Genomic DNA, 25,220 nt, shown 5'->3' with positions numbered 1-25,220 from the left:
CGAGAACGTGAAGACCGGACGGCGTGCCGGCGGCCTGAAGAAGACAACGAGGCGAAGACGATGATCGAAATCAAGAACCTGCACGCCACCGTGGACGGCAAGGAAATCCTCAAGGGCGTCGACCTGACCATCCGCCCGGGCGAGGTCCATGCCATCATGGGGCCGAACGGCGCCGGCAAGAGCACCATGTCCTACGTGCTGGCCGGCCGCGACGGCTACGAGGTCACGGAAGGTTCGGTCACCTATTACGGCAAGGACTTGTTGGCGATGGAGCCGGAGGAGCGGGCCGCCGAGGGCGTCTTCCTGGCCTTCCAGTATCCGGTGGAAATCCCCGGCGTCGGCAACACCACCTTCCTCAAGACGGCGATCAACGCCATCCGCAAGCATCGCGGCGAGAAGGAACTCGACGCCATGCAGTTCCTCAAGCTGATCCGCGAGAAGACCAAGGCGCTCAGCATGAGCGACGAGATGCTGAAGCGCGCTGTAAATGTCGGCTTCTCCGGCGGCGAGAAGAAGCGCAACGAGACGCTGCAGATGGCGGTGCTGGAACCGAAATTCGCCATCCTCGACGAGACCGACAGCGGCCTCGACATCGACGCGCTGAAGATCGTCGCCGAGGGCGTCAACGCGCTGCGCTCGCCGGAGCGCTCGATGCTGGTCATCACCCACTACCAGCGCCTGCTCGATTACATCATTCCCGACCATGTCCATGTGCTGGCCGCCGGCCGCATCGTGAAGTCGGGCGGCAAGGAACTGGCGCTGGAGCTGGAGAAGAACGGCTACCGCGACTTCGGCGCGAGCGAGGCGGCGTGATGACGGCCCACCACTCCCCCCTTCACCCGATGACCTACTCGACGCGCGGCGCCGATCCGGCGACGGCGCCGGCCTTCCTGGCGCCGCTCGACGAGGTGGGTGCCGGCCTGCCCGGCAGCGGCCTGTCCTGGCTGACCGAGCTTCGCGCCGCCGGCCGCGAGCGCTTCGCCGCCGTCGGCCTGCCGACGATCAGGAACGAGAGCTGGCGCTACACCAACCTGCGCGACCTCGCCAAGACGAATTTCCAGCCGGCTGCCCCCGCCGCCGCCGTGATCGATTTTCTGCCGACGGTGCGGGCCGAGGGGCAGGACGGTCCGCGTCTGGTCTTCGTCGACGGCCGTTTCCGCGCCGACCTGTCGTCGGTCGACGGGCTGCCGCCGCGTGTCGATCTGCTGAGCCTCGACGCCGCGCTGACCACCCATTCCGGCCTGCTGGCCGACCATATCGGCCGCCTCGCCGCGGCGGACGACCGCCCCCTGGTGGCGCTGAACAGCGCCTACCTTGCCGACGGTGCCGTCCTGCATGTGCCGGCCGGCGTCCAGGTCGAACGCCCCATCGAGCTGGTCTTCGTCTCCGTCGGGTCGGAGGCGCAGGCGACCACCTGCCACCCGCGCAGCCTGCTGATCGCGGAGGCTGGCTCCAAGGCGGTGGTGGTCGAACATCATGTCGGCCGCGGTGCTGGCACCACGCTGTCCAACTATGTCACCGAGGTCTTCGTCGGCGAAGGCGCCACGCTGCACCATTACAAGTCGCAGCGTGACGGCGGCGGCGCCATCCACCTGTCGCACATCGCGGCGACGGTGGCGACCGGCGGATGCTACGACAACTTCATCCTGACCACGGGTGCGAAGCTGTCGCGCAACGAGGTGGTCAGCCGGCTGGACGGCACCGACGCGCGGACGCATGTCAGCGGCGGCTATCTGGTCCGCGGCAGCCAGCATGCCGACACCACCACGCTGATCGTCCACGCCCAGCCGAACGGCACCAGCCGCGAGGTCTACAAGGGCGTCATCGACGACACCGCGCGCGCGGTGTTCCAGGGCAAGATCACCGTCTGCCCCGGCGCGCAGAAGACCGACGGCTACCAGCTGAACCGCGCCCTGCTGCTGTCGGACGGGGCCGAGATCGACAGCAAGCCGGAACTGGAAATCCACGCCGACGACGTGAAGTGCAGCCACGGCTGCACGGCGGGCGAACTGGACGACGACGCGCTGTTCTACCTGCGCGCCCGCGGCATCGACCGCGACACCGCCCAGGGCCTGCTGGTCGGCGCCTTCCTGTCGGAATCCCTTGAGGAAATCGCTGAAGAGTCGATCCGCGACGCCTTCCAGGGGATCGTGGCCGGCTGGCTGGAGGAGCAGAAGTAACCATGTCCGATGCCATCCTGAACCAAGCCTACGACGTGCAGCGGGTGCGGGAGGATTTCCCGATCCTCGCCCGCAGCGTCCACGCCAGGAAGGGAAAGCCCGGCAAGCCGCTGGTCTATCTGGACAGCGGGGCATCCGCCCAGAAGCCGCGTCAGGTCATCCAGGCCATGACCCGCTTCCTGGAGGAGGATTATTCCAACATCCACCGCGGCGTCCATTTCCTGTCGCAGACCGCGACCGACCAGTTCGAGGCGGTGCGCACCAAGGTCGCGCGCTTCCTGAATGCGCCGAACGACCGCTGCATCGTCTTCACCCGCAGCTCGACCGAAGCGATCAACCTCGTAGCCAGCAGCTATGGCCGGACCTTCCTGACCGAAGGCGACGAGGTCATCCTGTCGATCATGGAGCATCACGCGAACATCGTTCCGTGGCAGCTGCTCCAGGCCGAGAAGAAGATCGTCATCAAGGTCGTGCCCTGCGACGAGGACGGCGTCCTCGACATGGATGCCTATCGCAGCCTGCTGTCCGACCGCACCAAGCTGGTGGCGATCACCCACTGCTCCAACGTGCTGGGCACCGTCACCCCGGCCAAGACCATCGCGACGCTGGCGCATGAGCGTGGCGTCCCGGTGCTGTTCGACGGCAGTCAGGCAGTGGTGCACGGCACGGTCGACGTGCAGGACATCGATGCCGACTTCTACGTCTTCACCGCGCACAAGCTCTACGGCCCGACCGGCCTCGGCGTGCTGTACGGCAAGTACGACCTCCTGAAGAAGATGCCCCCCTACCAGGGCGGCGGCGACATGATCGAGAGCGTCAGCTTCGAAGGCACCACCTTCAAGGCGCCGCCGTCGCGCTTCGAGGCCGGCACGCCGCCGATCACCGAGGTGATCGGGCTGGGTGCCGCCGTCGATTATGTCGAGGCTCTCGGCCGCGACGCCATCGCCGCGCACGAGCACGATCTGCTGCAATACGCCACCCAGCAGCTGTCGCAGATCGACGGCCTGCGCATCGTCGGCACCGCGCCCGACAAGGGGCCGATCGTCTCCTTCGCGCTGGAGGGCGTGCACCCGCACGACGTCGGCACCATCGTCGACCAGTATGGCGTCGCCGTGCGCGTCGGCCGCCATTGCGCCGAGCCGCTGGCCGAGCGGTTCGGCGTCGGACCGACCGTCCGCGCCTCCTTCGGCCTCTACAACACCCGGGAGGAAGCCGACGCCCTCGTCCAATCCATCCAGGCGGTCAAGGAGTTCTTCGGAGCATGATGGACGATCTGCGCGAGCTGTATCAGGAAGTGATCCTGGACCACGGCAAGCATCCCCGCAACTTCCGCCATCCCGACGACGCCAACCGCGAGGCGAAGGGCGAGAATCCGATGTGCGGCGACCGCTTCATGGTCTATCTGACCCTGAAGGACGGGGTGGTGGACGATGTGGCCTTCCAGGGCCGCGGCTGTGCCATCTCAACCGCCAGCGCCTCGATGATGACGGAGCTGGTGCATGGCAAGACGGCGGCGGAGGCGGAAACGCTGTTCCACGCCTTCCACGAGCTATGCACCCAGGACGAGCCCGATATCCCCGAAGGTGTCGACGACGAGACGATGGAAAAGCTGATGGTGATGTCGGGCGTGCGCCAGTTCCCGGTGCGGGTGAAGTGCGCGACGCTGGCCTGGCACGCCATGAACGCGGCACTCCATGGTGAGGCTTCGGCCTCCAGCGACCAGTTTTGACGGAAGGGGATCGAAATGCCCGATGAAGCCCTGACCCAGCGCCCGATGGCTCCCAATCCGGCCGAAGCCGAGGCGCAGTTGAAGGCGCAGACCACCGCCGAGACTGCTGCCGAAACCGCCGAAGCCAAGTCGGAATTCGCCCCGATGCCCCAGCCGCCCGAGGGTTACGACCCGCGGGAGGAGATCATGGATCGCGTCGTGGCGGCCATCAAGACCTGCTACGATCCCGAGATCCCGGTCGACATCTGGGAACTGGGGCTGATCTACCGTGTGGACATGGATGGTCAGCGCAATGTCGAGATTGATATGACGCTGACCAGCCCCATGTGTCCGGTGGCCGGCGAACTGCCCGAGCAGGTCCGTCAGGCCGTGCTGGGCGTCGAGGACGTCAACGAGGTCAAGATCGAGCTGGTGTGGGAGCCCCCGTGGCACCAGGGCATGATGTCCGAGGAAGCCCGCCTGCAACTGGATATGTTCTGAGCCGCATTAGGAGACCGTCACCATGGCCCGCCCCCTGCCCAAGGCGCTCACGATCACCGACGCCGCCGCGGAGCGCGTCAAGGCGCTGATGTCCAAGGCCACCGACGACATGGTCGGCCTGCGCATCGGCGTGAAGGCGCGCGGCTGCTCCGGCCTCAGCTACGACGTTCAGTATGCCAAGGAGAAGATGAAGTTCGACGAGGTGGTGGAGGACAAGGGCGTCACCATCCTGATCGACCCGGCCGCCGTCATGTTCCTGATCGGCAGCGAGATGGACTATGTCGACGACAAGTTCCAGACCGGCTTCGTCTTCAAGAACCCCAACGAAAAGGGCCGTTGCGGCTGCGGCGAGAGCTTCCACGTCTGACTGGCCTTAAGAGGACGGGGGAAAAGCGCTCTCTCCCACGCTCCAAAGTCCCCTCTCCCCCCTGGGGAGAGGGTTAGGGTGAGGGGGTCGCGCGGCGATGATTCTCAAGCATCCAGCCCCCCCCCCGCTCCCTACAGAATCCAGCCCACGCATCCCCCTCACCCCGACCCTCTCCCCAGGGGGAGAGGGAGAATCGAGAGGGTAAGCTCCCTCACGACATCGGATTCGCCGGCGGCTTCGGCATCTCCGGCAACGGGATGAACTCGCCGTTGTCGAGATCCGGCAGCTTCATCCGCCCGGCCCGCCAGTCCGCCTTGGCCTGCTCGATCCGCTCCTTGCGGGACGACACGAAATTCCAGTCGATGTAGCGCTGCCCCAGCGGTTCACCGCCGACCGCCATGACGATGGACTGGGTGGCGGCGGTCAGCTCCGCCGGATGGCCGGGGGCGAAGACGATCATCCGCCCCGCCTCGAACAGCTGCCCCTCCACCTCCACGCTTCCCGCAACCACATAGGCCGCGCGCTGCCATCCGTCCTCCGGCAAGGCGACGCGGGCGCCGGGGGCGAGGTCCCAATGGATGTAGAACAGCGGGGAATGGGTCTTCACCCCCGCCTTGGCCCCGAACGCCTCGCCCGCCACCAGCCGGCCGCGCACGCCGCCGTCCTCGAAGACCGGCAGGTCGCCGGTGCCGTAATGGGCGAAGGCCGGGTCGGTCTCCTCGTCCGCTTCCGGCAGGGCGACCCAGGCCTGGATGCCGTGCATCGTCCCGCCCTCCATCCGGGCACGCTCGAAGCGTTCGGAGTGGGTAATGCCGCGGCCGGCGGTCATCCAGTTCACCTCACCCGGCCGGATCGGCTGTTCGGAGCCCACGCTGTCGCGGTGCATGATCTCGCCCTCGAACAGGTAGGTCACGGTGGACAGGCCGATGTGCGGGTGGGGACGCACGTCGACGTCGCGGGGAAGGCCCGGCTGGAAATCGACCGGCCCCATATGGTCGAAGAAGACGAAGGGGCCGACCATCCGCCGCTCGACGAAGGGCAGAACCCGCCCCACTTCGAAACCGCCAAGGCTTTTGCGGCGCTGCTCGATCACCAGGTCCAGCATGGGTCTTCCTCCCGAGGATTGAGGTTCGTATCGTTCAGGCGTTCGGATCGCGCGGCACGGTCTGGATGACCTCGAATCCCTCGAACTCCGGCGGCCCGACATAAAGCGGCTTGCGGGCACCGGCATTGCCATGGGCGTTGCGGAAGGCTTCCGACCGCGTCCAGTCCTGAAAGGCGCCTTCGGACTCCCAAACCGTGTGGGAGGAATAGAGCCGGTGATCGTCCCGGTCGGGCCCCCGCAGCATGTGGAACTCGACGAAGCCCGGCACCCTGTGCAGATGCACTTCGCGGTTCAGCCAGACCTCCTCGAACTCCTGCTCCGCCCCATGGCGGACCTTGAAACGGTTCATCGCGATGAACATGCGGCATTCCTTTCCGGCGTGGTCGACGGGCCCGACCCGGTCGAGGATAGAGGTTGGCAGCAGCGCGGGGCAATCAACCTGACGCGCCGTCCCTTATGACCGCGCCATGCCGGACCGGGAACGCCGAATCCGCAAATCTCTCATACGCTTCAAAGCCTTGATGTCCGTTTTTTCCAAGCGCCCACATGCGGCCCGACCGATGGGATAAAATGCGCACGCCTCCCTCGTTTTGGAGAAGCCGCCATGCACGTTCTCCGCAAGTCCATCGCGACCTCCACACGCCTCGGACGCACTGGACAGTGGAACAGCTTCCGAAATCTGTTTCACGGTGTTCCAAACGTCCGGTTCGGTAAGGGTTGTCCGCGTATGGCTGCCTAATGCCGTTAAGCCCTAATATAGGCATAAGAGGTATAAGGTCCGCGGACCGGGGGACCGACCCAGTGGCCGGGGGGAGCGAAATGACTGCAACAGTCCCAAAGCAGACGGGGACGGTGCAAGGCCGTGCCAGGACTCCTGGTGCCATCGGCACGCTCGTTACCCTCTCCGTTCCCTTCCTGCTCGTGCTTCAGGGCGCCCGTGTTCCGGGGTCGGTGGAACTGGCCGATTACCTGCCGCTGCACACCTTCTTCGAAACCTTCGCCATCGCCGTCGCCACCCTGATCTTCGCCATCGGCTGGCACTCCCGGAACGACGACACCCCACCAGCCCTGCTGGTGCTGTCCACCTGCTTCCTCGGCGTGGCGCTGCTCGATTTCGGGCATCTGCTGTCCTTTGCCGGCATGCCTGACTTCGTGACGCCGGCCGGCCCGGAAAAGGCCATCGCCTTCTGGCTCGGCGCCCGGCTGATGGCGGCGCTGGCCCTGCTGACGGCGGCCGTCCTTCCCTGGAAGGTCGGAGCGGCGAACCCGGCGGCCCTGCGCTATCCGCTGGTCGGCGGGGTGCTGCTGTCGAGCGCCGCGATCTTCTGGGCGGTCCTGTGGCACCCCGACCTGCTGCCGCGCACCTATGTGGACGGGAAAGGGCTGACGCCGCTGAAGGTCGCGGCTGAATATCTGCTGGTCCTTCTCTATGTCGGGGCCGCAGTGATCTTCCACCGCCGCCGGCGCGCGGCCCGCATGCTCGACGTCCGCCGCATGGTGATCGCCGCCATCGCCATCGCGATCAGCGAACTGTGCTTCACGCTTTATCTCAACGTCCACGACCTCGCGAACATGGCCGGGCACGTCTACAAGGTCATCGGCTATTGGTATCTGTACCGCGCGGTGTTCGTCACCGCGGTGCATCACCCCTATGACGCCCTGCACCAGTCGGAACGCGACCTCTGGCGGGAAAAGGAGCAGGCCCGCGTCACCCTGCTGTCCATCGGCGACGGGCTAATCGTCACCGACACCGCCGGACGCGTCAGCCTGATGAACCCGGTGGCGGAACGGCTGACCGGTTGGACCCTGGGCGAGGCCGCCGGCCGGCCGGTGACCGAGGTGTTCGACATCGAGAATGCGGAGACGGGGCGGCGGGTGCCGGTGCCGGTCGAGCAGGTGCTGAAGAACGGCGACATGGTCGGCCTCGCCAACCACACCGTTCTGGTGGCATGCGACGGAACCCGCAGCCACATCGCCGACATGGCCTCGCCCATCCGCGACCGGGACGGCACGCTGCACGGTGTCGTCATGGTCTTCCAGGATGTGACCGAGACCTACGCCAGCCGCGAGGCGTTGAAGGACAGCCTGTCGCTGAACACCGGAATCCTCGAAAGCGCCGCCTGCGGCATCATCGCCACCACGCTGGACGGCGTCGTCCGTGTTTTCAACCGCGAGGCAGAGCGCATCTTCGGCTACCCGGCGGCGGAGATGATCGGCAGCGCCGACCTGCCGCGCCTCTATGACCCGGACGAACTGCGCGCCCACGCCGACGGGCTGTCCATCGAACTCGACCGTCCGGTCAAGGCGGATTTCGCGGCGCTGGTCGCCCACACCCGGTGCAGCGGCCGGCCCGAGCGCGGCGAATGGACCGGAGTGCGCAGGAACGGCGCCCGCATCTCGATTTCCACCGTCACCAGCGTGCTGCGCGACAGCGGCGGTGCGGTTCGCGGCTATCTGACCGTGGTGATCGACGTCACCGAACGGAAGCAGGCGGAGCGGCAGATCGAAAATCTCGCCTTCTATGACCCGCTCACCAACCTGCCGAACCGCCGCCTGCTGATGGAGCATCTCGACGTCCATCTGCGGGCGGCCCGGCTGGGCGCGCGCTGCGGTGCGCTGATGTTCCTCGATCTGGACGATTTCAAGGGGCTGAACGACGCCCGCGGCCATATGGTCGGCGACATGCTGCTGCGCGAACTGGCGGCGCGGCTCAACGCCACCCTGCGCAAGGGCGATCTGGTCTGCCGGCTGAGCGGGGACGAGTTCGTCATCCTGCTGCCCGACATTGGCACCACGCTGGAGGAGGCGACCGCCATCGCCTCTAGGGTGGCGGAAAAGCTCCGGCTGGCGGTGGCCCAACCCTTCCAGCTCGACTGCTGCGAGCACAGCATCTTCGCCAGCATCGGCCTGACCGTCTTCCCCAAGACGCCGGACGAGTCGGTCGAGGATCTGCTGAAGCAGGCCGACACCGCCATGTATGCCGCCAAGGACGGCGGGCGGAACACCATCCGCGACTATGACCCGGCCATGCTGATCGAGGCCCAGGCCCGCCTGCTGCTGCTCCAGGATTTGCGCAAGGCGGTCGATGCCGGGGACTTCACCCTGTTCCTGCAACCGCAGACCAGCGCCGATGGCACGCTGGTGGCGGCGGAAGCGCTGATCCGCTGGCAGCATCCGCAACGCGGTTTCGTCGCCCCCGGCGCCTTCATCGCGGAGGCAGAGGAATCCGGCCTGATTCTGCCGATCGGCGATTGGGTCCTGATGGAGGCCTGCCATGTGCTTCGCCGGCTGGCCGATGCCGGCAGCGACTGCCACCTGTCGGTCAACATCAGCCCGCGCCAGTTCCGTCAGCCGAACTTCTGCGCCGGTGTCATTGCCGCACTGCGCGCCACCCGGACCGACCCGCGCCGCCTGACGCTGGAGATCACCGAGGGCATCGCGGTCGGCGACTGCGCCGACACCGCCGCCAAGATGTCGGAGCTTGCGGCTCTCGGCATCTCCTTCTCGCTGGACGATTTCGGCACCGGCTTCTCGTCGCTGTCCTACCTGAAGCGGTTGCCGGTGCGGGAAATCAAGATCGACCGCTCCTTCGTCCAGGATGTCGACAGCAACAGCCACAATGCGGTTCTGGTGGAAACGATGCTGTCGATTGCCAGCCGTCTCGGCCTGAAGGTGGTGGCGGAAGGGGTGGAAACCGCGGCCGAACGGGACTTTCTTGAGGATCGTGGCTGCGCAGTTTTCCAGGGTTATTACTTCGACCGCCCAATGCCGGTCGAAGACTTCATCACAAAATACATGAAAAAGCCCGAAATTATAGAAATGGAAGAGCCGGCTCACGCATGACGGTGAGCCGGCTTCCTGCTCTGGTTACTTCTGGGCCACCATTTTGGGCTGGCCGTTGTTCCAGACATACATGACATAGTTCGGCTTGGTGATGTCGCCCTTCTTGTCGAATTCCACCGAACCGACGACCGTGTCATAGCTGCCGGAATGCAGGGTCTTCGCCAGCTTGCCGCTGTCCGTGCTGCCGGCCTTTTGCAGGCCCTCGGCGATCACCTGGACCGCGGCATAGCTGTAGAAGGCGAAGTTGCCCGGTTCCGGCAGGCCGGCCTTTTTGAAGGAGGCGATCAGCTCCTGCGCCTTCGGATCGCTGGCCGCCGACGCGCTGTCGGTGTACAGCGTGCCCTCGCCGGCCGGGCCGGTGATCGACCAGTATTCCTGGTTGTTCAGGCCGTCGCCGGCGATGAACTGCGGCTTCATTCCCTGTTCCTGCGCCTGACGGACGATCAGGCCCAGTTCCGGATGGTAGCCGCCATAGTAAACGGCATCGATGTTCTTGTCCTTCAGGCTGGTGATCAGGGCAGAGAAGTCCTTCTCACCCGCCGTGACCGACCCGCGATAGGCGACCTTGCTGCCGGCCTTCTCCAGCGTCTCCACCACGACGTCGGCCAGTCCCTTGCCGTAGGCCTGCTTGTCGTCCAGCACCGCGACGTTCTTGCCCTTGAAGGTCTGGGCCAGATAGGTGCCGGCAACCACGCCCTGCTGGTCGTCACGGCCACAGACGCGGAAAATGTTCGGATGGCCCTTGGCGGTCAGCAGCGGGTTGGTGGCGGTCGGGGTGACCATCACCACGCCTTCTTCCTGGTAGACGTCGGCCGCCGGGATGCTGGCGCCGGAGCAGAGATGGCCGACCACCGCCGTCACTTTCTCGCGCACGAACTGGTTGGCGACGGCAACCGCCTGACGCGGGTCACAGGCATCGTCGCCCACCTTCAGCACCAGCTTCTGCCCCAGCACGCCGCCCTTGGCGTTGATGTCCGCGACCGCCTGCTTGGCTCCGTACACCGACTGCTCGCCCAGCGCTGCGACCGGGCCGGTCGTCGCCGTGCCCAGGCCGATCACGATGTCGGCCTGCGCCGTGCCGAAGCCGGCCAGCAGCGCCGTCGCGCTGACGAAGGAAAGGACGGTGAGACGCATGATTGGTTCTCCCAGGATGACCATTTTGTGCCGGACCATATCCGCCGGCCACGGCATGTTTCCTTTTCTGACCGATACGACAGGATTTTAAAAGCGCGATCATGGGTTTCGCAGCGCTCCGACGGAAACCGCGACCGTTCGCCGCCATCGCCAGCTTCGCCACTATTTGAGATGATCATCAACGATACTTGCCGGACAGTCCATGGACCGGTGAGTGGCAGCCACAGGGACGGAGAGGCGAAGCCGGAAAAACAGGACGAGCGCCGCTCCGTGCTGTTGTCGAAGGACACAGGTGGGAGATGGACAGCCATGGCCTCGCAGATTCCATTGTCGGAGGACAGCAGCGCGATCGATCCGGCGCTCGACGCACTGCGCAACGACCACACGCACGAGATCGCGCCCGACCTCGCCTATCGGCGGCTTGGCATCGTCAATGTGGTGTTCTGGGGACCGCCGGGAGCCGGCGACCGCGGCTGGGTGCTGATCGATGCCGGGTTGATGGGCACCAAGGGCTTCATCCGCGCCGCCGCGGCGGAACGGTTCGGCCGCGATGCCAGACCCGCTGCCATCGTCCTGACCCACGGCCATTTCGACCATGTCGGGGTTCTGGAGGATCTGGCGGAGGAATGGGACGCCCCGGTCTACGCCCACCCGCTGGAGCACCCCTATCTGAACGGTCAGGCCGCCTACCCGCCCGGCGACCCGTCGGTCGGCGGCGGAGCGATGGCGGCGATGGCCCGCTTCTACCCGCGCAAGCCGGTGGATGTCGGATCGCGCCTGCATGCTTTGCCCAACGACGGGTCGGTGCCGGAAATGCCGGGTTGGCGCTGGATCCACACACCGGGGCACAGCGTCGGCCATGTCTCTTTCTGGCGGGAGCAGGACCGCTCGATGATCGTCGGCGACGCCTTCGTCACCACGGGCCAGGAATCGGCCTATGCCGTTGCGGTGCAGCGGGCGGAGATGCACGGACCGCCGATGTATTTCACCGTCGAATGGGACAAGGCGCGGGAGTCGGTCGCCCGACTGGCGGCCCTGGAACCGGACCTGGTGATCACCGGCCATGGCGAGCCGATGCAGGGAGCCGAGATGCGCGCAGCCTTGCACCAACTGGCAGACGAATTCGACAGGATCGCCATCCCACGGCAGGGAATTTATCTGGAAAAGCCGGCCCGCGCGGAGGACCGCAGCGCCTACTGCGCGCCCTGACCTCGGCCTCATTTCGATGCCGGCAAGAAAAACCCCCGCCGGATCGCTCCGGCGGGGGTTTCCTTTACCGACCGCTGCCTGCGGCTATCAGGCCGGAACGGCGACCTTGTCCGCGACTTCCTGGAAGGCCGGGATCTGGTCGAAGTTCATGTAGCGGTAGATGTCGGCGGCGGACTTGTTCACCACGCCGACCTGGGCCAGATACTCCTCGGTGGTCGGGATCTTGCCCAGCAGCGCCGCGACGGCGGCCAGTTCGGCCGACGATAGGTAGACGCGGGTGTCGATGCCCAGACGGTTCGGGAAGTTGCGGGTCGAGGTCGAGACGGCGGTCGAGCCCTTGCGGACTTGCGCCTGGTTGCCCATGCAAAGCGAGCAGCCCGGCATTTCCATGCGGGCGCCGGCCTTGCCGAGGGTGGCGTAGTAGCCTTCCTCGGTCAGCATCATCGCGTCCATCTTCGTCGGCGGGGCGATCCACAGGCGGGTCGGGATATCCGAATTCCCGTTCAGGATCTTACCGGCGGCGCGGAAGTGGCCGATGTTGGTCATGCAGGAACCGATGAACACCTCGTCGATCTTGTCGCCGGCGACCTCGGACAGCGTCTTCACGTCGTCCGGATCGTTCGGGCAGGCCAGGATCGGCTCCTTGATGTCGGCCAGATCGATCTCGATCACCGCGGCATAGTCGGCGTCGGCATCCGGACGCAGCAGCTGCGGATCGGCGATCCACGCCTCCATCGCCTTGATGCGGCGCTCCAGGGTGCGCGCATCGGCGTACCCGTTGGCGATCATCCACTTCATCAGCGTGATGTTGGAGGTCATGTACTCGATGATCGGCTCCTTGTTCAGGAGCACGGTGCAGCCCGCCGCCGAGCGCTCGGCCGAGGCATCGGTCAGCTCGAACGCCTGCTCGACCTTCAGTTCCGGCAGACCTTCGATCTCCAGCACGCGGCCGGAGAAGATGTTCTTCTTGCCCTTCTTCTCGACCGTCAGCAGGCCGGCCTTGATCGCGTAGAGCGGGATGGCGTTGACGAGGTCACGCAGGGTGACGCCCGGCTGCATCTCGCCCTTGAAGCGGACCAGGACCGATTCCGGCATGTCCAGCGGCATGACGCCGGTGGCGGCGGCAAAGGCGACCAGACCGGAGCCGGCCGGGAAGCTGATGCCGATCGGGAAGCGGGTGTGGCTGTCGCCGCCGGTGCCGACGGTGTCCGGCAGCAGCAGGCGGTTCAGCCAGGAATGGATGACGCCGTCGCCCGGACGCAGCGCCACGCCACCGCGGGTGGAGATGAAGTCCGGCAGCTCGTGGTGGGTCTTGACGTCCACCAGCTTCGGATAGGCGGCGGTGTGGCAGAAGGACTGCATCACCAGATCGGCCGAGAAGCCCAGGCAGGCTAGGTCCTTCAGCTCGTCGCGGGTCATCGGGCCGGTGGTGTCCTGCGACCCCACCGTCGTCATCTTCGGCTCGCAATAGGTGCCCGGACGCACGCCCTTGCCTTCCGGCAGGCCGCAGGCGCGGCCGACCATCTTCTGGGCCAGCGTGTAGCCCTTGCCCGTGTCGGCCGGGGAGGCCGGCTGGCGGAACAGCTCCGACGCCGGCAGGCCGAGCGCCTCGCGGGCACGGGCGGTCAGGCCGCGGCCGATGATCAGCGGGATGCGGCCGCCGGCACGTACCTCGTCGAAGATCACCTCGGAGCGCACGGTGAATTCGGCGATGACCTCGCCATTCTTCAGCGCCTTGCCCTCATAGGGGCGCAGCTCGATGACGTCGCCCATCTCCATCTTGTTGACGTCGAGTTCGATGGGCAGGGCGCCGGCGTCTTCCATGGTGTTGAAGAAGATCGGGGCGATCTTGGTGCCGAGGCAGACGCCGCCGAAGCGCTTGTTCGGGACGAACGGGATGTCCTCGCCGGTGAACCACAGCACCGAGTTGGTGGCGGACTTGCGCGAGGAGCCGGTGCCGACCACGTCGCCGACATAGGCGATCAGGTTGCCCTTCTGCTTCAGCGCTTCCAGCTGCTTCGTCGGGCCGCGCTGGCCCGGCTCGTCGGCGTCGATGCCCGGACGCGGGTTCTTCAGCATGGCAAGCGCGTGCAGCGGGATGTCCGGACGGCTCCAGGCGTCGGGGGCCGGCGACAGGTCGTCGGTGTTGGTCTCGCCCGACACCTTGAAGACGGTCAGCGTCATCGACGCCGGGACTTCCGGACGCGAGGTGAACCACTCGGCATCGGCCCAGGACTGCAGCACTGACTTGGCGTTGGCGTTGCCCTTGTCGGCCAGCTCCTTGACGTCGTGGAAGAAGTCGAAGACCAGCAGGGTCTTCTTCAGGCCTTCCGCGGCGGCGGTGCCGCACTCGGCATCCGACAGCAGGTCGATCATCGGCTGGACGTTGAAGCCGCCGAGCATGGTGCCCAGCAGTTCGGTGGCCTTGACCTTGGAGATCAGCGGCGAGCTGTCGGCGCCCTTGGCGACGGCGGCCAGGAAGCCGGCCTTGACGCGGGCGGCATCGTCGACGCCGGCCGGAACGCGGTGGGTGATGAGGTCGAGGAGGAAGGCCTCCTCACCCGCCGGCGGGGCCTTCAGCAGGTCGATCAGCTCCGACGTCTGCTTCGCGGTCAGGGGCAGAGCCGGGATTCCGAGGGCGGCACGTTCGGCCGCGTGCTGGCGATAGGCTTCGAGCACGGCAGGGTTCCTCATAAATGAAAGGCCGGCCCTTGGATGGGAACCGTGAGACGGCCCGCTTGAACTCAGGTCGGGTTTATATGCCTGCTAAAGTGAAAGTGCAAGGGGGCGCCCCGCTTACGTGAAGCGGACAGGACGAAGCTGCCATTCTTTTTGCACTGGTATTACCGGCGCTTGGTATGACCACTTCGTCGTCCCCGCTTTACTTCAGCGCGGCCGCCTGCTCCGGTGCCAGCAGCACGATGCCGTCCTCGTCGGCGAACAGGATGTCGCCGGGGCGCACCGCCGCGCCCGGCAGTTCGACGGCCACGTCCACCAGCCCCTGGTCGCGGCGGGTGGAGGCCCGCGGGATCGAGGCCAGCGCCTTGATGCCGAGCGGCAGGGCCGCCAGCTCCGTCACGTCGCGAACGCAACCCCAGATCACCACCCCGGCCCAGCCGTTCTTCACCGCCGACGCGGCGATCATGTCGCCCATCAGGGCGCAACGCAGGCTGCCGGCGCCGTCCACCACCAGAACGCGGCCGGCGCCGGGGGTTGCCAGCAGCTCCTTGACGCGGGAATTGTCCTCCAGGCACTTCACGGTGACGACCGGACCGGTGAAGCGGGTGACGGCGCCGAAGTCGCGGAAGCCCGGCAGGACATAGCGGGCTTCGTCCTTGAAGCGGTCGAACAGGTCGCAGGTGGGGGTGAAGGCGGCGGCTTGATCGGCGGCGGTCTGGTCAATCGTCATGGGGCTTTGAACTCCACAGCGTGAACGGTGCAGGGACTTTCTCGCCCCCCTCTTGCGCCAAAGGCGGGCGGCAGGCAAGAGGCGCGCGCCGCGATGGCGGCAGGTCGGCGAACGTGACGCAGGAGACTTGCCGAACGTGCAATCGACGCCAGCGCAACCGCACCCATATTTCCAGAAAGACGAAGAAAACGGATGGTGCCTTCCCCATGAAAACGCCGAACTTCGCGGCTTTCGCTGCGGCCGGTGCGCTGACCATGCTGGTCTCCGCCTGCGCCTCCACCCTTTCGCCCCCGCCGGTGGCACAGCCCGATCCGGCGCTGCTTTCCATCATCAACAGCAACGTGACCAACGACTGCAACCCGCAGACCGCCGCGGTGCTGACCGGCGTGGGCCTGCCTGCCAGCAATGTGCGCGGCGTGAATTACGGCATCTATCGCGACGAATACCGCGACAAGATCGTCCGCTGGGACGCCTGGGTGTATCTGAAGGACCAGCCGGGCTCGCTGGTGGTCACGCTCGACGAGGATTGCCGGCCGATCCAGATCTATGCCCGCGAAGGGGCGAAGCTGCCGGGCAGGTGATGGATTAGCCATCCGGGGGGGCATGGAGATGGAACGGCGTGGAACAGGGTCCTGGCATCCGTTCCACCCTCAGGCCGCGGTCCATCCGGGACGGACGCCTGCCGGGACGGTGGAACGGCGTGGAACAGTTTCCCGGCTGTTGTTCCATGTCGCACCGCTTCCTATCGCGTTCTGCCCCCGGTTGCGACAGGGCCCCGCCGGGACGGTGGAACAGCGTGAGACAGTCCTCCGGCCGTTGTTCCATCCGCTCGGGCGAACCGGCCCAATCGGCGGTCTGACTGTCGAACGGCATGGCGGGCCTCCTTGAACGAGTTCAACCTGCCGCAGTTTATAGGACTTTCATCCTTTTTCGGGGTTTTTGTCGAAGGGGCCGAATTGCGGTTCCAGTCCGCAAAAACCTCTGACCTGTCTTAACTATCCCCCTGCCGCCCGGACAACGTTGCCGACGCGCCCTCCGACACATGGGCATCCACCGCACGGTCGTGGCGCTTCAACCGTTCCTGAAGCGTGTCGCCCATGCGCAGGGCCACGGCGATGGACAGGATGTCGCCCAGCACCAGATGGGCGATGCGCACGGTCATCGGCGAGTGGATGTCGAAATCGTCGGCCACATCGGCGACGAGGCTGACCGTCGCCATGTCGGCGAGCGGCGAACCGGATCGGGTCAGCGCCACCACGTCGGCCCCGGCCTTGCGGGCATTCTGCACGGCGTCGAGGATGTCGCGGGTGCGGCCGGTGCTGGACACCGCGACCACGGCATCGCCCTTTGCCAGGGTCAGGGCCGAGGCGAAATAGACGTGGGAGTCGGTGTAGGCGACGGTCGGCATGCCCAGCCGGAAGAACTTGCGCTGGATGTCCTCCGCCACCGTGCCGGAGTTGCCGGAGCCGTAGAACTCGATCCGGCGGGCCGCGGCCAGCACGTCGGCGGCGCGGTCCACCGCGTCGGCCGACAGGTTGTTGCGCACCTGCATCAGCGTGGCGATGGTGCGGTCGAACAGCTTGCCGGCCAGCACCGCTCCCGGCACACCCCCTGGAACATTGCCATCCGCGTCCGGCTCCCCGCCCACCGACAGGTCCTGATGCAGGAACGGCATGCCGCCGGCGATGTCCTGCGCCAGCTTGATCTTGAACTCGCGGAAACCGCGGCAGCCAAGCGCCGCGCAGAAGCGCGCCACCGTCGGCTCGCTAACCCCGACCCGGTCGGCCAGTTCGGCCATGGACAGGTTGATCACGTCGCCCGGATGGGCCATCGCATAGTCGGCCAGCTTGCGTTCCGACGGACGGATCTGGTCGCGGACGGCGGCGATTCTCGCCAGCATGTGGGGGGCTCTCCCTTCTGATTGTGGGTCAGCCTAGCACATGTAGCAAAGCTACATATACAGCGCTGCGAACGACCGATTCCGTCGCGGGCGCGGCCTGCCCTTTCCAAGCGTTTCCAACCGCTCCAGCCCTGCCCTGCGACAAAATGCCGGGACTGTCCGCCTTGTCCGGAAGCCCGTCCGGGAGTATGTAGTAAAACTACAGAGCGGGCGCAACGCACGGCATCGGTCACCGCACCGGCCGCCCCGCGCCCGGTCTGAAAATATGACGTGTATCAACGAATCCGGCGCCGATTGCGCCTACGCTTCCAATCGTCCCGCGCGGTTCGCGGGCACCACGAGACCGCCGACACGGCCATTGACCCGCGCCGACGGCTATATCTCTGAGGAGTCATCATGGACACCCTGCTGATGGACGGACTTGCCCAGGCCACGGAGCAGCAGTCCGCCGCCGACCCCTGGCGCGGCTTCGCCCCGGGCGTCTGGCGCCGCTCGGTCGACGTCCGCGATTTCATCCAGCGCAACCTGACCCCCTATGAAGGGGACGCGGGCTTCGTCGCCGGTCCCACCGCCCGCACCACCGCGCTGTTCGCCAAGGTCACCGACCTGCTGAAGCAGGAACGCGCCGCCAAGGGCGGCGTTCTGGACGCCGACACCGAAGTCTTCGCCTCGATCACCTCGCACGCCGCCGGCTATATCGACCGCGAGCTGGAAGTGATCGTCGGCCTGCAGACCGACAAGCCGCTGAAGCGCGCGATCATGCCGTTCGGCGGCTGGCGCATGGTCAAGACCGGGCTGGAGGCCTACGGCTATACCCCGTCGCCGAAGCTGGAGGAGGTGTTCCCGGTCCTGCGCAAGACGCACAATGACGGCGTGTTCGATGTCTACACGCCCGAGATGCTGCGCTGCCGCAAGTCCGGCGTCATCACCGGCCTGCCCGATGCCTATGGCCGCGGCCGCATCATCGGCGACTATCGCCGGCTGGCGCTGTACGGCGCCGATTTCCTGATCAAGGACAAGAAGGCCCAGCTGGCCTCGCTGGAAGTCAGCCGGATCGACGAGGACGTACTGCGCCTGCGCGAGGAGATCTCCGAGCAGATCCGTGCGCTGAAGGAGCTGGTCCAGATGGCCGCCTCCTACGGCTTCGACGTCAAGCGTCCGGCCGCCACCGCGCGGGAAGCGGTGCAGTGGACCTATCTGGCCTATCTGGCGGCGGTCAAGGAAGCCAACGGTGCGGCGATGTCGCTGGGCCGGGTGTCCAGCTTCCTCGACATCTACATCGAGCGCGACCTCAACGACGGCGTCATCACCGAGGCGGAAGCCCAGGAGATGATCGACCATTTCGTCATGAAGCTGCGTCTGGTCCGCTTCCTGCGCACGCCGGAATACGACCAGCTGTTCTCGGGCGACCCGACCTGGGTGACGGAATGCCTGGGCGGCATGGGGCTGGACGGCCGGACGCTGGTCAGCAAGACCAACTTCCGCATGCTGCAGACCCTGCACAACCTCGGCCCGGCGCCGGAGCCGAACCTGACGGTCCTGTGGTCCGAACAGCTGCCGGACGGCTTTAAGCGTTTCTGCGCCGACACCTCGATCAGGACCTGCTCGGTCCAGTACGAGAACGACGACCTGATGCGCGGCTATTGGGGCGACGATTACGGCATCGCCTGCTGCGTCTCGGCCATGCGCATCGGCAAGCAGATGCAGTTCTTCGGCGCCCGCGCCAACCTGGCCAAGACGCTGATGTACGCCATCAACGGCGGCAAGGACGAGGTTTCGGGCGAGCAGATCGGCCCGGCCTTCGCTCCGGTCACCGGCGACGTGCTGGACTATGACGAGGTCATGGCCCGCTTCGAGCCGATGATGGAGTGGCTGGCCAAGGTCTACATGAACGCGCTGAACGCCATCCACTACATGCACGACAAGTACATGTACGAGCGGATGGAGATGGCGCTCCACGACCGCGACATCCTGCGCACCATGGCCTGCGGCATCGCCGGCCTGAGCGTGGTGGCGGACAGCCTGTCGGCGATCAAGCACGCCAAGGTGAAGGTCATCCGCGACGCCAAGGGTCTCGCCACCGACTTCGAGATCGAGGGCGACTATCCGGCCTTCGGCAACAACGACGCCCGGGTCGACGACATCGCCATCTGGGCGGTCGAGCGCTTCATGACGGCGCTGCGCAAGCAGAAGCCCTACCGGAACGCCATGCCGACCCAGTCGGTGCTGACGATCACCTCCAACGTGGTCTATGGCAAGAAGACCGGCAACACGCCGGACGGCCGCAAGGCCGGCCAGCCCTTCGCGCCGGGCGCCAACCCGATGCACGGGCGGGACAAGAAGGGCGCCATCGCGTCGATGGCCAGCGTGGCGAAGCTGCCCTATTCCCATGCGCAGGACGGCATCAGCTACACCTTCACCATCGTCCCCGGCGCTCTCGGCCGGACCGAAGACGAGCGGGTGAGCAATCTGGTCGGCATGCTGGACGGCTATGCCGCGCAGGGCGGTCACCACATCAACGTCAACGTCTTCGACCGCGAGACGCTGCTGCACGCCATGGACCATCCGGAGCTGTATCCGCAGCTGACCATCCGGGTGTCCGGCTATGCCGTGAACTTCATCAAGCTGACGCGCGAGCAGCAGCTCGACGTCATCAGCCGGACGTTCCACGACAAGCACTAAGACCGTCCGGACAGCTCGTCCAACGGTCAAGGCCCCTGGCCCGTCATCCCCGCTTTCCGCGGGGGTGACGGATCGGGAATGCGGTCCCATGTGGACGACAGGTTTTCGAACGGACGTTTTGAGATGACGAACGCTTCCCCCCTTCCCCGCGCTCCAAACGGTCTGGGGCCGGTTTCCGGCTGGATCCATTCGGTCGAGACCGGCGGCACCGTCGACGGGCCGGGAATCCGCTACGTGCTGTTCATGTCGGGCTGCCCATTGCGCTGCCTCTACTGCCACAATCCCGACACCCAACACATGCATGACGGGACGCGGACGACCTCGACCGAAATCCTCGACGACATCGCGCTCTATGCCACCTTCCTGAAGCGCGCCCATGGCGGGCTGACGCTGAGCGGCGGCGAACCGCTGGTGCAGCCGGAATTCACCGCCGCCATCCTGCGCGGGGCGAAGGCGCTGGGGCTGCACACCGCGCTCGACACCTCCGGCTTCCTCGGCAACCACGCCGACGACCATCTGCTGGAGGACGTCGACTTGGTCCTGCTCGACATCAAGGCCTTTTCGGAAAAGACCTACCGTCACCTGACCGGCGTGCCGCTGCGCCCGACGCTGGAGTTCGCCGAACGGCTGGCCGGGATGAACAAGCGCATCTGGCTGCGCTATGTGCTGGTTCCCGGATTGACAGACAACACGGCCGAGATCGACGGGCTGGCGGAGTTCGTCACCGGGCTGGGCGTGGTCGACCGGGTCGACGTGCTGCCCTTCCACAAGATGGGCGAGCACAAATGGAAGGCGTTGGGGCGCAAATACATGCTGACCGACACCGAACCGCCGTCGCGCGAGCTGGTGGAGCGGGTGCGCAAACAGTTCCAGGCGCAGGGGCTGCGGGCCGACTGAGCCCCTTTCGAAAACGCCATCGACACGAGGACTCCCGGCGGCACGGCATCATGTCCGCCCTGGAAAGATCCGGAGCACATCCGGACCGTCAGACTTCGGCTCTCCTCGCCGGTTGGCGGTCGGGGAAATCCTCCTCGTCGGCATTTTCGACCTGCGAAGCGCGCCGGCCGAGCAGGACGAGGATGACAAGGGCCGACAGCACGGTGATGGTGACGAGCATCATGCTCAAATGCCGGAAGGCGACCGCATAGCTTTCGTGGATCTCCGATACGGTCAGGGTGGGCAGGATTGACGATGCTCCCCGGACATCGCCTATCGCCAGCCTTTGGGCAGCCTGCGACACATCCTGCCCATGTTGCGGGGCGGTGGCGGCCAACTGGGCCTTGGCAAGCGCGGCGAGGACGGCATTCACGATCGCCAGCGCGATCCCTTCTCCGGCCACCCGTGTCGTGCTGAAAATCCCGGTTGCCATGCCTGCGCGCTCCTTGGGAACGACGCTGACGGAAAGCCCGTCCATCAATCCCCATGGCAGGCCGGTGCCGATGCCGATGACGAGCATCGGCAGGATCACGTCGATTCCGCCCGACGCGGGATCGACGCGGCCGAGCCAGAACACACCGATCGCCGCCGTCAGCAGGCCGGCAGCGGAAAGAATGCCAGCCGGTAACCAGCGGACAAGGTACGAAGCCGCGAGAGGCACGACCAGCATCGGGGCGGACAGGGCGACGAGCAGCAGGCCGGCATCGACCTCGCCGAGCCCGGCCACGCCGATGAAGCGCAGCGGCAGCAGGACGAGAAGGACGACATAGCAATAGCAGGTGGCGACCGGCAGAACCTGCACGCCGACAAAGCGGGGATAGCGGAAAAGCGACAGGTCGAGCATCGGCCTGTCGGACCGTGCTTCGACAAGGATGAATGCGGCAAGCATCACCGCCGAACCCACCAGCGACGTCATCACGATCGGATGGGTCCAGCCGAGCTCGGGGGCCTCGATCACGCCATAGGTGAAAAGGCCCAGCATCGCCGTGAAGATGAGCGCGCCGGCACGATCGAGGCCAACCGCGTCGGGATCCCGGCTTTCCCGCAACCTCCCGACGGTGAGGAGCAGCGCGAGCAGGCCGATGATCGTGCCCGACAGGAATATCGCCCGCCAGCCGAAGGCGGCGATCAGGACGCCGGCTAGAAGGGGGCCGAAGGCCAACCCGATACCGAACGTTGTGCCGAGCAGGCTGAAGGCCCATGTCCGCGCTTGGCCTTCGAACTCCTGCGCGAGTGCCGCCGTTCCGCCCGCGAGCGCGGCAGCCGCCGCGAAGCCTTGCCCGGCGCGGAGAAGATCCAGAACAAGGATCGACGGCGCCAGACTCAACGCAAGCGAGAGGCTTGCGAATGCGACGATGCCCATCATGAACAGCCGCTTGCGGCCGAACTGGTCGGCCAAGGCTCCCGCCGCCATGAGCGAGCTGCCGAATGTCAGCATGAATGCGTTGGTGATCCAAGTCAGTGCGGCAGGACCGCCACCAAGATCGCCGCCGATCGCCGGCGTCGCGACGGCTCCGCCGGCGAAGCCGAGCGGCAGGGCCAGCGCGGCCAGACAGACCGCCATCAGGACCGGCATCTTGCCGGTCGGAGTTTCAGCCGGGACAGTCGACATATAAGGGTCTCCATCGCAGGGGTGGGAGCGCGACGCAGACACCGATGCAGCCGCCAGCCAGACCTATCGCCGAACGACACCGCGATAAACGGCCCGGAGGTTCATTGATTACGGAGCTGAATTCCTTAATATGTTGGAATGGAAAGCTTGAGCAGCCTTATCGCCTTCGTGCAGGCAGCGGAAGATCTGAGCTTCGCGGCCGCCGGCCGCAAGCTTGGGATCTCCGCCTCCGCCATTGGCAAAAGCATCGCGAAGTTGGAGGAGAGCGCCGGTACACGACTGTTTCATCGCACGACGAGGCGTGTTTCGCTGACGGAGGAGGGCGCGGCCTTCCATGAGCGTTGCCGCCGCATTCTCGATGATCTTCGCGATGCCGAAACGATGCTGTCGAATGCGACAGTCACCCCGCGCGGCAGGCTGCGGGTGAGCGTGCCGACGATCGGCTACCATTTCCTTCTGCCGGTCATCCCCGGGTTCCGTCGCCGTTACCCCGATATCGAACTCGACATCGACTTCAACGATCGCATCATCGATGTTGTCGAAGAGGGGCTGGATGCGGTGATCCGCAGCGGTCCCCTGACGGATTCAAGCCTGATGTCGCGCCGCCTCGGGCCGTTCCGTTTCGTCCTCTGCGCCTCCCCGTCCTATCTGGAACGGAAGGGCGTTCCGCGAAGTCCCCACGACCTGGAGGAGCATGACTGCCTCCGGTTCCGCTTTCCGACCTCGGGCAAGATCCAGGCGTGGCAGCTCAGGGATTCGGCCGGGGTCGATCCCTTCCGCCGTCCGTCGCCACTGACCTGCAACAACATGGAGGCTTTGCGCGGAGCGGCGACCGCCGGTTTGGGAATCGCCTACATGCCGGATTTTCTGGCAAGAGACGATGTGGACGCCGGCCGGCTCCACATCGTGCTCGACGCACATTTGGTCGATCAGGGACAGTTCAGCATTCTGTGGCCGTCCAACCGCCTCGTCTCACCCCGCTTGCGCGCGTTCATCGACCACACGGCGGACACGCTTTTTCGCTCCCCCTGAAAATGGAGGGGCCGTGCCGCCCCGGCAGGCTCAGGCCGGGCGGATCGCCTGGGCGAAGGTGAACAGCATGGCCGGGTCGACCGCCTTCTTCACCTCGACCAGCTTGGCGAGATTCTCGCCGTAATAGGCCCGCTGCCAGTCGGCGAGCGACGGGTCGGGGAAGTTCTGGAACGCTCCCTGGGCCCTGGTCCGGCGGTTCACGTCGTCGTAGAAGCGTTGTTGCCACTCCAGCGCCTGCTCGATCAGCAGGACCGAATCCGTCGGCCGCCACCAGTTGGCCTCGACCGAGAACAGCCAGTCGTAGCCGCGGTGGACATAGGCGGTCTCCGTCGGGCCGACGCGGTTGATGGCGCCGCCGACCTGGAAGAATTTGAAGGCGACCGGCATCGAGGTGGCGGGCATCCTGGCCGCCCAGTCGAACATCGTGGCGATGGCCTCGTCGCCGATGTTCGCCGCCGTCATGTAGCTGGATTTTTCCTGGTAGTAATAGGGGAAGGTGGTTTCGGTCAGGAAATCCTGCCCCGTCCAGTAGGGCACATTTTCCTCAAGCTTGGACTGGCTCCAGTCGATCGACTCCCAGGTGGACTTGAAGATTTCCTTCAGCGTCACTCTGGATTTGTGCAGCTGGCCGAGGATCGACAGCTTCAGCGGCACGTTGGCGCAACGCTCCTGCCAGCTCGGGATGGTGACGTTGATCTTGCTGCCGAACTCGTCGGGGGCCGCCGCCAGCTCGGTCAGCAGGAGCTTCAGGATCTTCGGCAGATCCTTGCCGGTCCAGACCAGATTGAACACCGTCACCGGCTCCGCCGGGCGGGTTTCCAGGGTGAAGGAGGTGTTGATGCCGAAATTCCCGCCGGCACCGCCGCGGCAGGCCCAATAGAGGGCGGATTCGCTGTCCGCATTGGCGTTCACGTGGCTGCCGTCGGCCTTGACCAGCTCCGTCGCGCGCAGCAGATCGGACGCCATGCCGAACTTGCGCATGTTGAAGCCGATGCCGCCGCCGAGCAGGAATCCGGCGGCACCGACCGAATCGCAGCGCCCATGGGTGATGGTGCGGCCCAGCCGCTCCATCTGCTTGTAGACGTAGGAGTTCAGCGTACCGCCCAGCACCCGGACCAGCCCGTCGGATCCCTTCACCGGCTCCGCCCCCGCCATCAGCGTCATGTCGATCAGCAGGCCGGGCGTGGTGGAGAAGCCGGCGTAATTGTGGCCGCCGGAGCGCACGGCGAAGGGCATGGCCTGCTGCTTCACCCAGGCGATGCAGGCCTGGACATCCTCCGGCCGCGAACAGCGGGCGATGCCGGCCGGAAGGGTGGCGCCATAGCGCAGGTTGTTGGGCCGGCAGATATCGGCGAAGAACGGATCCTCCGGCCGCAGCACTCCGCCCTTCACCCCCTTCGCCAGATCGGACCAAGCCGACGGCGGCGGGCAATAGGCCCCGCCGGTCTCGGCCGCGAGGGCGGAGCCCGGCATCAGCCGGACCGCGGCGGCGGCACCGGCGAACCGGCCGGCGCCGACAAGGAAATTGCGGCGGGAAGCGTGCAGTCCGAGCGCCATGAGCCTGTCCATCCTGTTTTATAAATTGTGTTTTTCTATGTTTAC

Annotated in this window: 20 protein-coding genes; 12 read left to right on the top strand and 8 right to left on the bottom strand. The window is 66.0% G+C overall.

Features of this window, described 5'->3' with window-relative positions:
* Positions 1-60: 60 nt before the first annotated feature.
* Genes sufC through ABNQ38_RS09035 form a run of 6 tightly spaced genes read left to right on the top strand, consistent with a single transcriptional unit; the run spans position 61 to position 4,756 of the window.
* Positions 61-813: a Fe-S cluster assembly ATPase SufC gene (gene sufC, locus ABNQ38_RS09060; RefSeq protein ID WP_377807149.1), complete on the top strand. Its 753-nt coding sequence runs from the start codon at positions 61-63 to the stop codon at positions 811-813.
* On the top strand, positions 813-2,180 hold the full coding sequence (sufD, locus tag ABNQ38_RS09055) for a Fe-S cluster assembly protein SufD (protein ID WP_377807148.1): 1,368 nt from the start codon (positions 813-815) through the stop codon (positions 2,178-2,180). The genes sufC and sufD overlap by 1 nt, the downstream gene beginning before the upstream one ends.
* A 2-nt stretch (positions 2,181-2,182) precedes the next feature.
* Positions 2,183-3,445 (top strand): cysteine desulfurase, encoded by a 1,263-nt coding sequence (locus ABNQ38_RS09050; protein WP_377807147.1) that lies wholly within the window; start codon positions 2,183-2,185, stop codon positions 3,443-3,445.
* The gene (gene sufU / locus ABNQ38_RS09045; RefSeq protein WP_377807145.1) at positions 3,442-3,909 is read left to right on the top strand and encodes a Fe-S cluster assembly sulfur transfer protein SufU; all 468 of its coding nucleotides are present in this window, start codon (positions 3,442-3,444) and stop codon (positions 3,907-3,909) included. The genes ABNQ38_RS09050 and sufU overlap by 4 nt, the downstream gene beginning before the upstream one ends.
* A gap of 15 nt (positions 3,910-3,924) precedes the next feature.
* Positions 3,925-4,389 (top strand): iron-sulfur cluster assembly protein, encoded by a 465-nt coding sequence (locus tag ABNQ38_RS09040; protein ID WP_377807144.1) that lies wholly within the window; start codon positions 3,925-3,927, stop codon positions 4,387-4,389.
* Between the two features lie 22 nt (positions 4,390-4,411).
* Positions 4,412-4,756 (top strand): iron-sulfur cluster assembly accessory protein, encoded by a 345-nt coding sequence (locus tag ABNQ38_RS09035; RefSeq protein ID WP_098738185.1) that lies wholly within the window; start codon positions 4,412-4,414, stop codon positions 4,754-4,756.
* Between the two features lie 211 nt (positions 4,757-4,967).
* Here the strand turns inward: ABNQ38_RS09035 and ABNQ38_RS09030 are convergent, their stop codons facing one another.
* Both ABNQ38_RS09030 and ABNQ38_RS09025 read right to left on the bottom strand, forming a co-directional pair.
* Positions 4,968-5,861 (bottom strand): pirin family protein, encoded by an 894-nt coding sequence (locus tag ABNQ38_RS09030; protein WP_377807143.1) that lies wholly within the window; start codon positions 5,859-5,861, stop codon positions 4,968-4,970.
* 34 nt (positions 5,862-5,895) lie between these two features.
* Positions 5,896-6,222 carry an antibiotic biosynthesis monooxygenase family protein gene (locus ABNQ38_RS09025; RefSeq protein ID WP_377807142.1) on the bottom strand — a complete coding sequence of 109 codons (327 nt, stop codon included), beginning with the start codon at positions 6,220-6,222 and terminating at the stop codon, positions 5,896-5,898.
* A gap of 458 nt (positions 6,223-6,680) precedes the next feature.
* On the opposite strand from ABNQ38_RS09025, the gene ABNQ38_RS09020 reads away from it, so the two are divergent.
* The gene (locus tag ABNQ38_RS09020) at positions 6,681-9,704 is read left to right on the top strand and encodes an EAL domain-containing protein (protein ID WP_377807141.1); all 3,024 of its coding nucleotides are present in this window, start codon (positions 6,681-6,683) and stop codon (positions 9,702-9,704) included.
* 24 nt (positions 9,705-9,728) lie between these two features.
* Here the strand turns inward: ABNQ38_RS09020 and ABNQ38_RS09015 are convergent, their stop codons facing one another.
* Positions 9,729-10,838, bottom strand: a complete 1,110-nt coding sequence (locus ABNQ38_RS09015) for a branched-chain amino acid ABC transporter substrate-binding protein (protein WP_377807140.1) — start codon at positions 10,836-10,838, stop codon at positions 9,729-9,731.
* Between the two features lie 309 nt (positions 10,839-11,147).
* Here ABNQ38_RS09015 and ABNQ38_RS09010 point away from each other — a divergent pair, with 309 nt between their 5' ends.
* Positions 11,148-12,047: an MBL fold metallo-hydrolase gene (locus tag ABNQ38_RS09010; protein WP_377807139.1), complete on the top strand. Its 900-nt coding sequence runs from the start codon at positions 11,148-11,150 to the stop codon at positions 12,045-12,047.
* Between the two features lie 87 nt (positions 12,048-12,134).
* Here the strand turns inward: ABNQ38_RS09010 and acnB are convergent, their stop codons facing one another.
* A complete protein-coding gene (acnB, locus tag ABNQ38_RS09005) occupies positions 12,135-14,726 on the bottom strand; it encodes a bifunctional aconitate hydratase 2/2-methylisocitrate dehydratase (protein ID WP_377807138.1) in 2,592 nt (863 codons plus the stop codon).
* 202 nt (positions 14,727-14,928) lie between these two features.
* Positions 14,929-15,456 carry a ribonuclease E activity regulator RraA gene (gene rraA, locus ABNQ38_RS09000; RefSeq protein WP_377807137.1) on the bottom strand — a complete coding sequence of 176 codons (528 nt, stop codon included), beginning with the start codon at positions 15,454-15,456 and terminating at the stop codon, positions 14,929-14,931.
* 206 nt (positions 15,457-15,662) lie between these two features.
* Between rraA and ABNQ38_RS08995 the strand changes: the two genes are divergently transcribed.
* Positions 15,663-16,037 carry a hypothetical protein gene (locus ABNQ38_RS08995; RefSeq protein ID WP_109050636.1) on the top strand — a complete coding sequence of 125 codons (375 nt, stop codon included), beginning with the start codon at positions 15,663-15,665 and terminating at the stop codon, positions 16,035-16,037.
* A 410-nt stretch (positions 16,038-16,447) separates the two neighbouring features.
* On the opposite strand, the gene ABNQ38_RS08990 is transcribed toward ABNQ38_RS08995, so the two are convergent.
* Positions 16,448-17,356, bottom strand: coding sequence for a MurR/RpiR family transcriptional regulator (locus tag ABNQ38_RS08990; protein ID WP_377807136.1), 909 nt, complete (start codon positions 17,354-17,356; stop codon positions 16,448-16,450).
* A gap of 411 nt (positions 17,357-17,767) precedes the next feature.
* On the opposite strand from ABNQ38_RS08990, the gene pflB reads away from it, so the two are divergent.
* Together pflB and pflA are read left to right on the top strand one after the other, a co-directional pair.
* Positions 17,768-20,038, top strand: coding sequence for a formate C-acetyltransferase (gene pflB, locus ABNQ38_RS08985; RefSeq protein ID WP_377807424.1), 2,271 nt, complete (start codon positions 17,768-17,770; stop codon positions 20,036-20,038).
* 123 nt (positions 20,039-20,161) lie between these two features.
* On the top strand, positions 20,162-20,935 hold the full coding sequence (gene pflA / locus ABNQ38_RS08980; protein ID WP_377807135.1) for a pyruvate formate-lyase-activating protein: 774 nt from the start codon (positions 20,162-20,164) through the stop codon (positions 20,933-20,935).
* A gap of 88 nt (positions 20,936-21,023) precedes the next feature.
* Here the strand turns inward: pflA and ABNQ38_RS08975 are convergent, their stop codons facing one another.
* Entirely contained in the window at positions 21,024-22,586 is a 1,563-nt protein-coding gene (locus ABNQ38_RS08975; RefSeq protein ID WP_377807134.1) for an MFS transporter, read from the bottom strand.
* A 138-nt stretch (positions 22,587-22,724) separates the two neighbouring features.
* Between ABNQ38_RS08975 and ABNQ38_RS08970 the strand changes: the two genes are divergently transcribed.
* Positions 22,725-23,618, top strand: a complete 894-nt coding sequence (locus ABNQ38_RS08970; RefSeq protein ID WP_377807133.1) for a LysR family transcriptional regulator — start codon at positions 22,725-22,727, stop codon at positions 23,616-23,618.
* Between the two features lie 30 nt (positions 23,619-23,648).
* Here ABNQ38_RS08970 and ABNQ38_RS08965 read toward each other — a convergent pair whose 3' ends face one another.
* Positions 23,649-25,175: an FAD-binding oxidoreductase gene (locus tag ABNQ38_RS08965; protein ID WP_377807132.1), complete on the bottom strand. Its 1,527-nt coding sequence runs from the start codon at positions 25,173-25,175 to the stop codon at positions 23,649-23,651.
* Positions 25,176-25,220 lie beyond the last annotated feature (45 nt).

Source organism: Azospirillum sp. A29, from assembly GCF_042604625.1.
In the GTDB taxonomy this organism is placed as follows: Bacteria; Pseudomonadota; Alphaproteobacteria; order Azospirillales; family Azospirillaceae; genus Azospirillum; species Azospirillum palustre.
This window is presented reverse-complemented; position numbering and strand designations above follow the sequence as displayed.